This window comes from Halopiger thermotolerans, from assembly GCF_054654555.1.
The window spans coordinates 95,633-110,045 of record NZ_BAAIEU010000003.1; the positions used below are offsets into that span (position 1 = coordinate 95,633).

The window sequence follows — 14,413 nt, forward strand, 5'->3', positions numbered from 1 at the left end:
AGGATAGCTGATCGCCGGCATTACGAGAATACCGATGACGGCGAAGGGACCGCCGATGATGTTAGTCGTCGTCCGCGTTCGTCGCAAGCGCGGACGACTGCTCGTCGGTCGTAGGAGACGGATCGCCGGTGTTCGTCTGCAGGACCGGACGGAGACGTTGGAACTCCAGACACATCCCGACGATAGACAGGACGCCGATGATGGCGAACGGTCCGCCGGTGATGATAGCAGAGGAGCGCAGCGCGTCGATGCCGCCGCCGACGATGAGCAGCGACGCGAGACCGCCCATCAAGCCACCCCAAAGCACGCGATTGATGGTCGAGGGATGTTCCTTGCCGCCGGTCGTGAGCATCCCCAGCGCCAGCGTCGAGGAGTCGGCGGAGGTCACGAAGAACGTTATCACGAGCACCATGAAGGCCAGCGACAGCAGCGATCCAAGCGGCAGGTTGGCGAACAGCGGAAACCCGGAGACGGCGACGCCGTGTTCCGAAACGGCAGCGAGCATCGGCGCCGCACCGGTCCGTTCGAAGTGGATCGCCGTTCCCCCCATCGTCAGGAACCACGGGATGGTAGCCACGGTCGCTCCCACCAGCGCCGTCGCGGTCACCTGCTTGATAGTCCGCCCGCGAGAGATGCGCGCGACGAACAGGCCGCCGAACGGCGCCCAGGAGAACACCCACGCCCAGTAGAACACGGTCCAGCTGCCGACCCATTCGCCGGACCCCGAAGCGTTCGTGTACAGGCTCATCCGGAGAAAACTGTTGGCGTACTCGCCGATGGCCTGCAGGCCGGTGTTCATGATGTAGGTCGTCGGCCCCAGCAGAAACGTGGCCAGACACAGCACAACGAACCCGTACATATTGAACATCGAAACCTTCCGGATGCCACGCTTGACGCCCAGAACGACCGAGAGAGTGAACGCCAGTGTCATCCCCGTAATGACGAGGATGGTACCGCCATCGCCGAGAGTGACGCCGTAGTTGTACTGCAGGCCGGTCAGGAACTGACTTCCGACGAAACCCAGCGTCGTCGCGATACCGCCGATAGTCGCGAACACCGCCAGGATATCGACTACCTTGGCGATTGGACGGTCCAGATTATCGACGCCGATGAAGGGAGCCAGTAGCGTCGAGATACGCATCGGCGCGTCTCGTCGGTACGCAAAAAAGGCGATCGGAAGCGCGACGATCAGGTAGGGAACCCAGTACGAGATACCCCAGTGGAATAGCGTGTACTGAATCGCGCCGACCGCCGCCGCCTGTGTCTGCGACTCTGCACCGATCATCGGCGGAACCGTGTCGTAGTGGAACAGCGCCTCCGCCGGGCCCCAGAATACGATACCCGCCGCGATACCCGCCGAGAACATCATCGCGAAGAACGCAGGGGTGCTGAATTCGGGCGATTCGTCCGGATTACCGAGCTTGATGTCTCCCCACGGACCGAACATCAGCCACAGGCAAAATACGACCATTAGAAACATCGAGAAGACGTATACCCACATGAACTCCGACCAGAGGTACTCGTTGACCGCCCCCATCTTTTCGGCGGACGCCGCAGGGTTGAGGAAGAACACGACGATCGCTATCAGCGATACGCCGAAGCCGATGCTAAACACTCCCACATCTAGTTCCCCGGTAAATCGTTCTACGGCATTCTGTATTTTCATCTGTTGCTCTTTCTCACAAGCATTACGTGTGAATATATATGGGGAATATGTCGGGTATTTATTAGTCAGGTAGTTCTGTCTACCGGTACTGTCTCGTTTAGCATCACCGCTGGAATCCGTCCGTTGAGTGACTGGTTCAGTCACTTCGGGTTGCAGTAGTGTCCGGTCTGTTCAAGAGACTCCCTAGCGATCGCCCGACTGCCGACCCACGAATTATGGAAGCGGTCGATCTGCATTTTGAACGGGTAGAACCGCTTTCGATGCGGTTTCGATCGACGTAGTCGAAGTGATTGCTCAATCATAAACGGGAGAGGGTAGTTAGAAGCTAGCACCATCGATCAGAAACCAACGTCGGAGAGAGCGTGTTTCTCGGCGATTTCATGCAGAAACGCGGTAGCTGGGTCGGTGCTTCGCCGTCCAAAGACCGCGACCTCGAGAAGGCGTTTCGGCTCGAGTTTTCTTGCAGTATATATACAATATCGTCTGCCATAGGTCCTGACAACGATTCATCAACCGCGGCCCGCGACGGCACGGACACCCCGCGGAACTCGAGCGGTAGGGCTTCGAACACTGGCGGTTCATATGGCCCGTACTTAAATGACCACGATATCGTGGGACGAGTCAGATCGTTTACTTGATCCTGGGAATCGTCGATGCTGCTGTACGTCTCTCCCCGCTACTACCGAGTGAGGAGAAGGCCAATGACCCAATCCCAACTCAACCGACGGCACGTGATGCAGGCGATCGGGGCGACCGGCGCGGTAGCAGTGGCCGGCTGCCTCGGCGGCGTCACGCAGGGGAACAGCGAGGAAACCGACCAGCCGGCGGTTGAGGGCGATGAAGGGCTGCCGCCGGCGAAGAGCATCGACGTCGACCGCATCGCGCGGGATCCCACCGACATCCCGGCCCCCGTCGACTGGGACGAGCCCCGCGAGCACGACGTGACGATCAAGACCGAGCGGGTGACCGCCGAGATCGAGCCCGGGGTCACGTTCGACTACATGACCTTCGAAGGGCAGGTCCCCGGCCCGATGATCCGGGTTCGCCGCGGCGACCGCGTCAACCTGACCTTCGAGGTTCCCGAAGACCTGAACGTGGCCGCCCACAACATGGACTTCCACGCGGTCTACGGGCCTGGCGGCGGCGCCGACGCGACGACGATCGCTCCCGGCGACGATCCCACGCAGATCAGCTTCACCGCCGACTACGCGGGGGTGTTCATCTACCACTGCGCGATCCCGAACATGGACCAGCACATCAGTTCGGGCATGTTCGGCTCGATCCTCGTCGAGCCCGAGGACGGCCTGCCCGAGGTCGACAACGAGTACTACCTCGGCCAACACGAGATCTACACCGACGGCGACGTCGGCGAGGAAGGCCACCACAGCTTCGACTTCGACGCCATGATGGACGAGGAGCCGACCTACGTCGTCTTCAACGGCCAGGCATACGGGTTCACCCCTGACGGCGGCGTCCCCATGGAGGCCCAGACCGGCGAGACCGCACGGGTCTACTTCGCCAACGGCGGGCCGAACCTGCTGAGTTCGCTCCACCCGATCGGCAATGTCTGGAGCAACTACTACCGCGACGGCGACCTGCTCAGCGAGCCCGACCGGAACATCGAGACCGCGCCGGTCGCACCCGGCACCACGGCCGCCGGCGAGATGGAGTTCCCCGTCCCCGGCCCGGTCAAAATCGTCGACCACGCGCTGACCCGCGCGGCCCGCCGGGGCGCGCTCGGCGTCATCGACGTCAGCGGCGATCCCACCCGCGACGTCTACGACGAGGATCCGTGACGGGACTCGAGGACCGCTCGAGTCCGTGGGTGTCGAACTGACGTCGAGACGACAACCCTTCTTTCTCGACGTTTCGAAGGAGTTGTTGAACGGACTGCCGTCGATGCTGTCGGCTGTACCCGGAGGCGTACTTAAGTAGCTCTTTGAAGACGGTCCGTGTCCGATCATCAGTCGTCGAGGCGAAGTCGCCAATCGTCGAACGTACTGGTACGTTCGTTGACTTGTCGTCTGCTCCTCTTTTCGCCGAGTCCGGCACTGGTTAGTTAAGCGCTTCTGGCGGAGAACGGGGTCGCAGCGGTTATTACGTCTGTAGTGATGAACGTTGTGACGGTCTCCTCTCGAGAGAAATGTGCTGAAGCAGCCGACTCAGTTCATCTTATTGAGTGGACGACACTCATATCTGGTGATAGGTTGAGGTTTCACGGCTGATATTGCCACGTCATTGGTTCCACGTCTTGCGGTTTCCCCTATCTATACCGTGGCACACATCATGAAGTATACAAAAATGTTTTCACCACAGTCGTTGTCCGAACTACGCAATAATGGATCTAAGAAAGTTAAAAAATACGTTCTATCACGGTTCTAGCACGTTCTACCACGATTTTGATAGTGAAGAGAAGCTGTTGATATCGGTCGTCGATGCGATAGCGAGCGCCGAAAACTGCTCCCCGATCGATATCGATCCGATATACGGTAGTCTCGAGCCGAAACTGCTTACTTCGTTCTCGAAGTGTGCAGACGCGAGCGACGGATCACCACCGGTGAGCCTCACCTTCTCCCACGAGGGGTACCAGATAACCGTCGACGGCACGGGAAAAATAGTTCTGCGCCGAGACGAAACGAGTTCCTCGACGCTCTCTTTCATCCGCCCGTTCAGCGAGAGTAGCAGACTCGAGGAGTCGTCAGAAGAATTCACCTGTCATCACGACTTCGAGGACGATCCCTCTCTCACAGTCGTGCTCGCCAAGGCTCTCGCCGCAATCAAAAATACTCGACCGGCGGAGATCACTCCGCTCTACGAGAGTATCGATCCTGAAATCCTCAACATACTCGGCGACTATGCGAGCGAGCGAGACGACCTCTCCCCCGTTTCCCTGGAGTTCGTCCACTCGGATCATCGAATAACTGTCGACGAGCAGGGGAAGATCACTATCCGTGAGAGCACTCCGAATTCCAACGCCACTGACGTTGTTCGCGACGTCTGGAATTCAGACCCACCGCTAACCGCACCTCGCTAGAACCCTCTACTCAGACCATCTACTGCACGTAATTTAGCTCGGAATACGTGTTAAGTGTCAAAGTGGTTGAGTATGAGCTCAGAAGATAGCCGCAGACGCGGGAAATCGAGCGTATCGGAGTTCGTTAATGAGCTCGACACGACGATTTTTGTCGCAGGGTTTGCACTCTCTCTCACAGCCATAGTAACGTTTCTCGCCTACCCTCAGTTATCGATAGAAGTGGTTCTTTCTATTACTGATCATATTAAATATAACTACGCATGGATCTACATCGTCACCATGTTTCTCATGCTACTGTTCGTCCTCTTCCTGTTGTTCGGGAAGTGGAGGGACATCACGCTGGGAAAGCCGGCAGAGGACCCGGAGTTCACACTCTTTGGATTCTTCGCGATGATGTTCTCGGCGGGAATCGCGGCGGGCATCGTGTTCTGGGGCCCGGCGGAGGCGCTGTTTCACTACGACGACGTCCCGCCGATAATCAATGCGGAGTCACAGGTGCCTGCAGCGGCAGCAGGAGCGGTCCAGTACACGCTCTTTCATTGGGGGATTTACTATCTAATCCCCTACGCTATAATCGGGATCCCGATCGCGTTCCTCTCGTACAGGTACGAGGCCCCGTTACGGATCTCGACGCTTCTCGTGCCTTTCGTCGGCATTGACGGGCTCGACAACGTCTGGGGGAAACTACTCGATATCCTCGCAGTGCTCGTCACTATCGGCGGTATCACGACGACGTTGGGGTTCATCGGGAGCCAGCTCCTCAGCGGCGTTCAATACACCACCGGAATAACATTTGGAAATACAGAAGCGATCCTCCTCATCTCCGGGTTAACGGTCGTTTTCACGCTCTCGGCAGTCCTAGGAGTTGAACGGGGGATTCGGCGATTATCGCTGTTTAATGTTATTCTATTTTCTGTTCTGGGAGTGCTCACGTTCCTCGTAGGGCCGACTAACTTTATAATAAACTTAGGAGTGCAAGCGACGGGAGGGTATTTCGACGACTTCTTCGAGATGAGTCTGTACACCGGAATAGGAGAGACCGACGGATGGATCGGCTCCTGGACCGTGTTCTACTGGGCGTGGGTGTTCTCCTGGGCGCCGTTCGGTGGCCTGTTCGTCGCGCGTATCTCTCGCGGGCGAACCGTACGCGAAGTGGCTGCTGCAACCATCTTCGGGGCAACAGCAGGGACGCTCCCCTGGTTCTACACGATGGGTGGGACAGCTATCTGGCTCCAACGCTCTGGCCGCGTCAACCTGCTTGAAGAGATTTCAGCACACGGCGTTGCCATCTCCGGATTTCCGTTATTTAATGCGTTGCCCTTGGGACCGCTGCTGAGCGGTCTGTTCCCGGTTCTTATCACCACGTTCTTTCTCACGTCGGCAGATTCCTCGACGCTTGCACTCGGGATGTTAACGACCGGTGGGAAAGAATCGCCGTCTAGTCTCAACCGCATCATCTGGGGAACACTGATGGGCATTCTTGCGTCGCTACTCATCGTTGGAGGGGGAGTCCCGGCACTGCGATCGTTAGCAATTCTTTCGGGACTTCCGTTCGTCGTGATCGCGATGCTCGCTATCGCCACCATGAGCATCGAATTTCGGAAACTCACGCCGATATTCGAAAGTTCTGCCGAGCAAAAACGGTCGTCCAAGCCGGAATTCCACGAGGAGTCACAACGCAGCGAGGAGTCCCAGCGCAAAGACTGACTGCAGAAGTAACAGTCGTAGACGAGTTTGGGAACGGACGCTCTCCTACGACGGGTCACGGGCAAGTCCCGTGAGGCTTACCCTACGATAAGTTTCGAGAATTCGCCCGGCTATTCGAAGTCCCGTCCGTGGCGTGGTCCGCTTTTTTCCTCCTGGTTCCCGACCGAGACCATATGGACATCACCTCGGCTCTCGGAACCACTGCCGATCGCGCTGCGGGTGGTGCCGGTGACTGAATCCGGCTCGTATCCGCCGATCGAAGCCTACGCCGTCGTCGGAAACCTCGAGACGTGCGCGCTCGTCGCGCCGGACGGCTCGATCGACTGGTTTCCCTTTCCGCACCTCGAGTCGCCGAGCATTCTCGCGGCGATTCTCGACGCCGAAGACGGTGGCCGGTTTCGGATCGCCCCGACCGAGTCGTTCGAGACGGAGCGACGCTACGTCGATACGACGAACGTCCTCGAGACGACCTTCCGGACCGGCGCGGGTACCGTGACGGTGACCGACTTCCTGCCGCCGGCCGGTCAAGTCGACCACCCGAAGAAGGTGCTCTACCGGAAGGTCGCCTGTACGGACGGGGCCGTCGACCTCGAGCCGCAGTTCGATTACGGCCGCGCGGAGACGACGATCGAACCGGCCGAGAACGGCATCCTCGCCGAGGGCACCGAGGAACGGACGCTCCTCGAGAGTCCGATCGATCTCGAGATCGGCGACGGCCAAGTTACCGGCGCGTTCTCCCTCGAGGCCGACGAGACGGCATGGTTCCTGCTCCGGTGTACGGGCGCCGAAGACGCGGATGCGGATCCCGAAGCCGCACTGGAGGCGACGCTCGACTACTGGACCGAGTGGGCCCACGACTGCGACCCCGACGACTGCGCGTTCGAGGGGCCGTGGCACGATCAGGTCGTCCGGTCGGAACTCGTCCTCAAACTGCTCACGCACGCCGATTCGGGGGCGATCGCGGCCGCACCGACCACGTCGTTGCCCGAAGATATCGGCGGCGTCCGGAACTGGGACTACCGGTTCAACTGGCTGCGGGACGCCGGCTTCACCGTCCAGGCGCTGATGAACCTCGGTACCGTCGACGAGGCGACCGACTACTTCGACTGGTTCATGGACCTCTGTCAGGCGGACGATCCAGAGGCGATCCAGCCGCTGTACAGCCTGCACGGCGATGCCACCCTCGAGGAGCGGGAGCTCGATACTCTCGAAGGGTACCGCGGCACCCGTCCGGTCCGGATCGGGAACGAAGCGGCGCAGCAACGACAGCACGACACGTACGGCGAACTCCTGTTAGCCGTCGACGAGATGCACCGCCACGGGCGGGACCTAGACGAGGGGGAGTGGGACCGACTCCGCGATATCGTCGACTACGTTCGCGAGATCTGGGACGACCCGGACGCCGGTATCTGGGAGGTCCGCGGTGGAGTGGAACACTTCGTCTACTCGAAGGTGATGTGTTGGGCCGCCCTCGACCGCGGGCTCGCGATCGCGACCGACGGGGACTACGATGCACCGCTGGAGGCATGGCAGGAAACTCGCGAGGTGATCCGGGCGGACGTCCTCGAGAACGGCTACGACGAAGACGTCGGCGCGTTCGTCCAATCGTACGGGACCGACGCGCTCGACGCGACGGGGCTGTTGCTCCCGATCGTCGGCTTCCTGCCGTTCGACGACGATCGCGTTCGGGGAACGATCGACGCGATCGAAGCCGAGTTGGTCGCGGACGACGTCTTCGTCCATCGGTACGACGGCGATGACGGACTCCCGGGCGACGAGGGGGCGTTCGTCCTCTGTTCGTGCTGGCTGGTCGACGCGTTGGCCCTCTCGGGTCGCGTCGAGGCGGCCCAGTCCAGATTCGAGTCCCTGCTGTCGCACCTGAACCCGCTCGGACTCATCGCGGAGGAGGTCGATCCGGATACCGGCGCCCACCTCGGCAACTTCCCGCAGGCGTTCAGTCACATCGGGATCATCAACAGCGCCCTCTACCTCGGCTACGTCCGAGGCCACGAAACGCCCGGCCCGCCGCCGATGGGCGTCCGGCTCGGCGACCCGGTCGCGTTGCCCGAGGACGCACGACGGTAGCCGCGATCGGAACTAGACTACCGAGCGGTCCCGGTGAGCCACGGACTAGTGGTCGTGCCCGTGATCGTGGTCGTGGTCGTGCCCGTGCCCATGATCGTGAGCGTGGTCATGACCGCCGCGGGTGAACTGCCCCGAGAACGCGCGCTGGACGACCTCCGAGAGCGCGGGGTGAATGTGCACCGACTCGCGGATGTCTCGGACCGTTCCGGACCCGGCTTTCATCGCGACGACGACCTCCTCGATGAGGTTCGACGCCTCCGGCCCGACGATGTGACACCCCAGGATCTCGCCCTCGAGGGAGACGAGCGGTTTGACGAGCCCCTCGGCCTTCATCGCACTCCCGCGTGCGGTGTCCTCGTAGCGGTACGTCCGCTTGGCGTAGTCGCGATCGGCGGCCTGCAGTTCGGCCTCGGTCGCACCGACGCCGGCGACCTCGGGCGAGGAGAACACGGCGAACGGCATCGCCGTGTAGTCGACCGGCTCGAGGTCGTCGCCGAAGAGGTTCCGGGCGACCGCTTGCGCCTCGTGGTTCGCGTTGTGCTTGAGCAGGTACTCGCCGACGATGTCGCCGAGCGCCCAGACCCCGTCGGCGGTCGTTCGCAGGTACTCGTCGGTTTCGACGAATCCGTACTCGTCCGTCTCGATGCCGGCCTCGCTCACGTCCAGCGTATCGGTGTTGGGGACGCGTCCCGCAGCGACGAGCAGTTCGTCGCCGTCGACGGTGACGCGCTCCGCGGCTCCCTCACCGCTTTCCGGCGCCGGGTACGGTTGCGCACCGGATTCCAGATACGGTCGCGCTTCGACGGTGACCGTCCCGCCCGATTCGGAGACGGCCGTCGCTTCGTATCCCGTGTACACGTCGAACCGATCGGCGAGACGGGTCGTGAACTCGGCGGCGACCGCCTCGTCCGCGTCCGGCAGCAGGTGCGGCCGCCGCCCGATGATCGTCACGTCGCTGCCGAACGTCCCGAAGAAGTGGCCCAGTTCCGCCGCGATGTAGCCGCCGCCGACGATCACGAGGTGTTCGGGTGGCTCCTCCCGCTGGAGCGCCTCCTTGCTCGTCATGTAATCGACGTCCTCGATGCCGTTGATTGACGGAATGGCGGGGCGGGTCCCGGCCGCGACGAGGACGGTGTCAGCGGAGAGCCGCTCGCCGTCGTGCTCGCCGCCCGACAGTTCGATCGTGCGTTCGTCGACGAACCGACCCTCCGCGCGGTAGAGGTCGTGATCCGATGACGACTCCAGTCCCCGACGGATCGATTCGGCGTCCTCGCGGACCTCGTCGTTGACTTCCCGAACGATATCGGCGAACGCGACGCTGTCGACCGACGCGTCGATTCCGAATTCGTCGGCGCGCTCGATCGTCTCGAGGACGTCCGCGCGGTAGAGCAGCATCTTCGAGGGAATACAGCCGCGGTTGAGACAGGTTCCGCCCAACCGGCCTTTCTCCACGACGGCGACCGACCGGCCGCGTCGTGCGGCTACGTTCGCTACGTCCAGCCCCGATCCGGAGCCGATCACGAGGAAATCGTACTCCGCTGTGGATTGGGATGACACGTCCGACGTAACGACGGGGCGTCGGGAATCGTTGTCGCGGACATGTGCCGACGATGCACGTTCGCAAATAACGAAGTTCGCGTGCAGGCACGTCAAATCGGTGGTAGCCGGAGAGTCTCGACTACTCGCCGAACGGGTCCTCGTAGTCGTTCCGGATGAAGTACCGGATCCAGTTGCCGTAGATGCGATCGGCGGGATCGTCCGCGACCTGTTCGAAGCGAACCGTTCCCGACTCGTCGACGACGTACACCCCCGAGATGCCGGTGAGACCGTGGCTCGTCTCCTCGGTGCCGCTGTACTGCTCGGCGACCGCGCCGTCAGGATCGGCCTGCAGCTGGATCTCGAGGTCGTACCGGTCTCGCATTTCGGTGACCCGCGCTAGCGGATCGGGCACGACCGGGAGGATGTCGACGTCGTCGTTGAACCAGAGGTCGTAGGAGACCTCGCTGAACGTCTGAAGTTGCTCCGCACAGAAGCTACACCAGTGCCCGCGGTTGATGACGACGACGGCCGGACCTTCCTCGAGTCGATCCGAGAGCGAAACCTCGTCGCCGGCGGTGCTCGGAAGCGTGAAATCGGGTGCTTGCTCGCCTTCTAATCCCATACTTCACCGAGGGTCCACAGGGGGATATGGCTGTGGGAAGGGGCGCCGTTGGACACAGTCGTCCCGCGGTGAACGAGCGGTCGCTCGGAGGGGCAGACCCCCGACAGAAACGGGTTATCGCAGTTTTCCGGAGAGCACCTTCGACGCGACGAGCACGGGATCCCACGTGGTGTTGAACGGCGGAGCGTACGCGAGGTCGTAGTTCTCGAGGTCGAACGCGGTCGCCCCCTCCTCGAGGGCCGCGACGACCGCGTGACTGCGGTGGACGGCACCTTCGCCGTACTCGCTGACCAGGCTCGCGCCGAGCACGCGCCCAGTGTCGCGGTCGGCGGTCAGCGTGATCGTGACGGTCCCGCCGTCGGGATAGTAGCCCGCGCGAGAGTTCGCCGTGACGGTCTCGCTGATCGGATCGAAGCCCGCCTCTCGAGCCTCCTCATGGTCGAGGATTCCGGTCCGGGCGGCCTCGACGTCGAACGCTTTGACGGCCGCCGTGCCGGCGATGGCGCCCCCTTCGGTCGGTCGGCCGGCGACGGTCTGCCCGACCGCGCGGCCGTGGCGGTTGGCGGTCAGCGCGAGCGGGACGTACGCCGGCTCGCCCGTCACGACGTGCGTCGCCTCGGCGCAGTCGCCGGCCGCGTAGACGTCGGAAACGTTCGTCTCGCGATAGGCGTCGGTCTCGATCGCCCCCGTCTCTCCGAGTTCGATTCCGGCGTCTTCGGCCAGAGCGGTTCGCGGCCGAACGCCGGTTCCAAGCAGCACCATCTCGACCTCGATGCGCTCGTCGTCGGTGACGACGGCCGCGACGCGTTCGTCGCCCGACAGCGTCTCCACCTCCGCACCGAGATGAAGCGCAACGTCCTGCTCTCGGAGGTGATCGGCGACCGCTTCGCTCGTCGCCTCGCTGAACCCCTTCAGCACGCGATCGCCGCGCTGGAACAGGTTGACCTCGAACCCGTTCGCGGCCAGCGCCTCGGCCATCTCGATGCCGATGTAGCCCCCGCCGACGACGCCGACGGGACCGGAACAGTCCTCGAGATACCGACAGGCCGGCCCTCTGTCAGGCTGCTGGAAGGACTCGCCGTTCCGCGCTCGCGCGACGTACTCGCGGAGTTCTTTCCCGTCGCTCATCGAACCGAGCGTGTAGACGCCCTCGAGATCGGTCCCGTCGATCGGCGGGACTACCGACTCGGCCCCCGTCGCGACGAGGAGGGAATCGTACGGCTGGACGGTGTCACCACCGTCGTGTTCGGCGATGACCGTTTTCGCGTCGGGATCGATCGAGACGACCTCGTGGTCCGTCCGCAGATCGATGTCGCGTTCCTCGCGGAACTCCTCGGGCGTGACCGAGACGAGGTGTTCGAGCGACTGGATCTCCCCCTTGACGTAGTAGGGGAGGCCGCAGGCACCGTAGGATACCCACTCCCCTTTCTCGAAGACGACGACCTCGATGTCGGGATCGTCGCGTTTCGCTTTGCTCGCGGCGGACATTCCCGCCGCGTCTCCCCCGACGATAACGAACGTGTCGGTCATGCGTACTCGATCGACAGCCAGTCCCTTGAACGGTCGCCGGTCGACGTTCCGAACTCGAACGTACGCAACCGGACGAAACGTACAGCAGCGACCGGGAAGATCGAGCAACTGAGGGACTCCAACTCAGTCGACGACCCGTTTCCGATCGATCCGGGTGAGCGGACCCCACCGTAGCTTCGACCGGCTTCCCGCGTCCGTCACACCGCGTTTCCGGTGTAATCGGGAGCGAGACACTACGTTACGCGGTGGGAGAATCGAGGCCGCGTTGGCCCGCTCCCCGCAGTCCACATCGTCGCAGAAGCGTGGTCGAGATGCATACGGAATACGACGGATAGCGGTTTCACCGGAAATCCGGTGTCCCCGATGTCTCGAGCGAGACCTCTCATTCAACGGTAACGTCGGACACCGGGTTTCCGCTGAATCGGTACCAGTTGCAGAATGTGTTAAACGATATAAACTACGTACGATCATCTACTATTTCTCGCCATTTCACCGGAAATCCGGTGTGAATCGGATGAGCCGGCATTCCGTGCGGGCTATCACACCGGGTTTCCGGTGAACGACACCGCGTTTCCAGTGAATCACACCAGATTTCCGGTGAAACAGCTCAGTCGATCGAATCAGCGAGGACGTTTTTGACAACCTCAGGGTCTTCCAGGAGCATGTGCTCGGTGTAGCTCCCTTCGGCGCTGCCGCCGCTGTGACGCGATTGTTCGATCACGTCGAGGAACGCGTGTTCCTTGAGGAGATCGCGAACGCGACGGAGCGAGAGCGTATCGACCCCTTCCTGGCGACAGATCTGTTCGTAGACCTCGTAGATGCGAGTCGTTCGAAAGCCCTGTTCAGGCGTCACCGAGTCGTCCGATTTTTGTTCGAGGGAGAGGACCGTCAACGCCTGTAGGACGTACTTCGAATGCGGCGTCGAGCCGCGAATGAGTTCCCTGAACCGGTCGACCTCGGCCCGTTCCCTGGCCTGAACCACGAACTCCTCGCGGACGGTGTCGGCGCCGGTCGATTGCGCGATCTCGCCGGCGTATCGAAGGATGTCGATCGCCTTCCGGGCGTCGCCGTGCTCCCGAGCCGCGAGCGCCGCGGCTCGAGGAATCACCCCCTCGTCGAGGACGCCCGATCGGAACGCGTCGCTTCGCGCCTCCATAATGTCGTTGAGTTGGGTCGCGTTGTAGGGGGGAAACACGAATTCGCGCTCGCACAGACTCGATTTCACTCGCTCGTCCATCCGATCCTTGTACTGGATCTTGTTGCTGATACCGACGACTCCGACCTTGCAGTTGGTGAGTTTTCCCGCTTCACCGGCGCGAGACAGCTGCATGAGAATCGCGTCGTCCTCGAGTTTGTCGATCTCGTCGAGGATGATCAACACGACGTCGTATTTCTCGTCGAGGATTCGCCAGAGGCGTTTGTAGTACGTCGCCGTGCTGATCCCCTTGTCGGGAATGTAGATGTCCGTCTCGTCCGTATTGACCGAACTGGCGATCGTCTGGACGGTTTGCGTCTCTGTGCTGTCCTGTGCACAATCGACGTAGACGTACGTCGCGTCCGTCCCTTCTTCTTCGGCGGTGTCGACGAGTCGACTCGAGACGTACTTGGCACACAACGATTTCCCGGTGCCGGTTTTGCCGTAGATGAGAACGTTACTCGGACTCTGACCGAAGATAGCGGGGTTGACCGCGCTCGCCAACTGGCTGATTTCGTCGTCGCGACCGACGATACGACCTTCGTCAGGGACGTGGCTGATCTCGAGGAGTTCCTTGTTGACGAAGATCGGATCCGTGCGAACAAACAGATCGTCGGAGTCGGACATTTACTTGGACACCGTGTTTCCGGTGAAATCTCTTCAACGTTTCGCCGAGACACACACACCACGTTTCCGGTGAAACGCGTCGAAACAGGGGGTGACGTCCAGCGGAAATGAGGGTCCGAGTTCACTGGAAAGCCACTACGGACGGCTGCGACAGGTATTGGCACCCTCGTCAGAGAATCGTCAGACCGACGAAAAAGCCCGGTTTCGAGTGGCTCCGTACTGCGACTTCGTCGCAATTCCTTGAACGCGATCTACTCAGTGGACTTTACACGCTTCTAGTTAATAAGTAGTACGATAGCGATGCACAGATACTCCTTCATCGGTCCCTCAGAATCAATTCGATCCGGACGGCTTCTGGAGCCTTTCACCGGAAACGCGGTGTGTGTCTCCTCACGATAGACAATCAGC

Annotated in this window: 9 protein-coding genes and 1 pseudogene; 4 read left to right on the forward strand and 6 right to left on the reverse strand. The window is 61.4% G+C overall.

Features of this window, described 5'->3' with window-relative positions; all coding sequences use genetic code 11:
* Positions 1 to 61: 61 nt before the first annotated feature.
* Together ACYQ26_RS05755 and ACYQ26_RS05760 are read right to left on the reverse strand one after the other, a co-directional pair.
* Positions 62 to 1,666, reverse strand: coding sequence for a BCCT family transporter (locus ACYQ26_RS05755; RefSeq protein WP_459807901.1), 1,605 nt, complete (start codon positions 1,664 to 1,666; stop codon positions 62 to 64).
* Between the two features lie 140 nt (positions 1,667 to 1,806).
* Positions 1,807 to 2,195 (reverse strand): annotated as a pseudogene (locus ACYQ26_RS05760) (transposase domain-containing protein); the annotation flags it as partial.
* Positions 2,196 to 2,367: 172 nt separating this feature from the next.
* Here ACYQ26_RS05760 and nirK point away from each other — a divergent pair.
* The 4 genes from nirK (at position 2,368) to ACYQ26_RS05780 (ending at position 8,492) form a co-directional block, all read left to right on the forward strand.
* On the forward strand, positions 2,368 to 3,462 hold the full coding sequence (gene nirK, locus ACYQ26_RS05765) for a copper-containing nitrite reductase (protein ID WP_459807902.1): 1,095 nt from the start codon (positions 2,368 to 2,370) through the stop codon (positions 3,460 to 3,462).
* Between the two features lie 542 nt (positions 3,463 to 4,004).
* The gene (locus ACYQ26_RS05770) at positions 4,005 to 4,700 is read left to right on the forward strand and encodes a HalOD1 output domain-containing protein (RefSeq protein ID WP_459807904.1); all 696 of its coding nucleotides are present in this window, start codon (positions 4,005 to 4,007) and stop codon (positions 4,698 to 4,700) included.
* A 72-nt stretch (positions 4,701 to 4,772) separates the two neighbouring features.
* Complete coding sequence (locus tag ACYQ26_RS05775) at positions 4,773 to 6,407, forward strand: BCCT family transporter (RefSeq protein ID WP_459807905.1); 1,635 nt, start codon at positions 4,773 to 4,775, stop codon at positions 6,405 to 6,407.
* A gap of 228 nt (positions 6,408 to 6,635) precedes the next feature.
* Positions 6,636 to 8,492 carry a glycoside hydrolase family 15 protein gene (locus ACYQ26_RS05780; RefSeq protein ID WP_459807906.1) on the forward strand — a complete coding sequence of 619 codons (1,857 nt, stop codon included), beginning with the start codon at positions 6,636 to 6,638 and terminating at the stop codon, positions 8,490 to 8,492.
* Between the two features lie 45 nt (positions 8,493 to 8,537).
* On the opposite strand, the gene ACYQ26_RS05785 is transcribed toward ACYQ26_RS05780, so the two are convergent.
* The 4 genes from ACYQ26_RS05785 to ACYQ26_RS05800 form a co-directional block, all read right to left on the reverse strand.
* Entirely contained in the window at positions 8,538 to 10,049 is a 1,512-nt protein-coding gene (locus tag ACYQ26_RS05785; RefSeq protein ID WP_459807907.1) for a dihydrolipoyl dehydrogenase, read from the reverse strand.
* Between the two features lie 121 nt (positions 10,050 to 10,170).
* Entirely contained in the window at positions 10,171 to 10,653 is a 483-nt protein-coding gene (locus ACYQ26_RS05790) for a peroxiredoxin family protein (protein ID WP_459807909.1), read from the reverse strand.
* Positions 10,654 to 10,767: 114 nt separating this feature from the next.
* On the reverse strand, positions 10,768 to 12,183 hold the full coding sequence (locus tag ACYQ26_RS05795; RefSeq protein ID WP_459807910.1) for an FAD-dependent oxidoreductase: 1,416 nt from the start codon (positions 12,181 to 12,183) through the stop codon (positions 10,768 to 10,770).
* A gap of 607 nt (positions 12,184 to 12,790) precedes the next feature.
* On the reverse strand, positions 12,791 to 14,005 hold the full coding sequence (locus tag ACYQ26_RS05800) for a Cdc6/Cdc18 family protein (protein WP_459807911.1): 1,215 nt from the start codon (positions 14,003 to 14,005) through the stop codon (positions 12,791 to 12,793).
* Between the last annotated feature and the right edge of the window lie 408 nt (positions 14,006 to 14,413).

What these genes read in the sequence shown, in the direction of transcription:
- ACYQ26_RS05755 (WP_459807901.1), bottom strand. Translation starts at nt 1,666, where the DNA reads ATGAAAATACAGAATGCCGTAGAACGATTTACCGGGGAACTAGATGTG.
- nirK (WP_459807902.1), top strand. Translation starts at nt 2,368, where the DNA reads ATGACCCAATCCCAACTCAACCGACGGCACGTGATGCAGGCGATCGGG.
- ACYQ26_RS05770 (WP_459807904.1), top strand. Translation starts at nt 4,005, where the DNA reads ATGGATCTAAGAAAGTTAAAAAATACGTTCTATCACGGTTCTAGCACG.
- ACYQ26_RS05775 (WP_459807905.1), top strand. Translation starts at nt 4,773, where the DNA reads ATGAGCTCAGAAGATAGCCGCAGACGCGGGAAATCGAGCGTATCGGAG.
- ACYQ26_RS05790 (WP_459807909.1), bottom strand. Translation starts at nt 10,653, where the DNA reads ATGGGATTAGAAGGCGAGCAAGCACCCGATTTCACGCTTCCGAGCACC.
- ACYQ26_RS05795 (WP_459807910.1), bottom strand. Translation starts at nt 12,183, where the DNA reads ATGACCGACACGTTCGTTATCGTCGGGGGAGACGCGGCGGGAATGTCC.
- ACYQ26_RS05800 (WP_459807911.1), bottom strand. Translation starts at nt 14,005, where the DNA reads ATGTCCGACTCCGACGATCTGTTTGTTCGCACGGATCCGATCTTCGTC.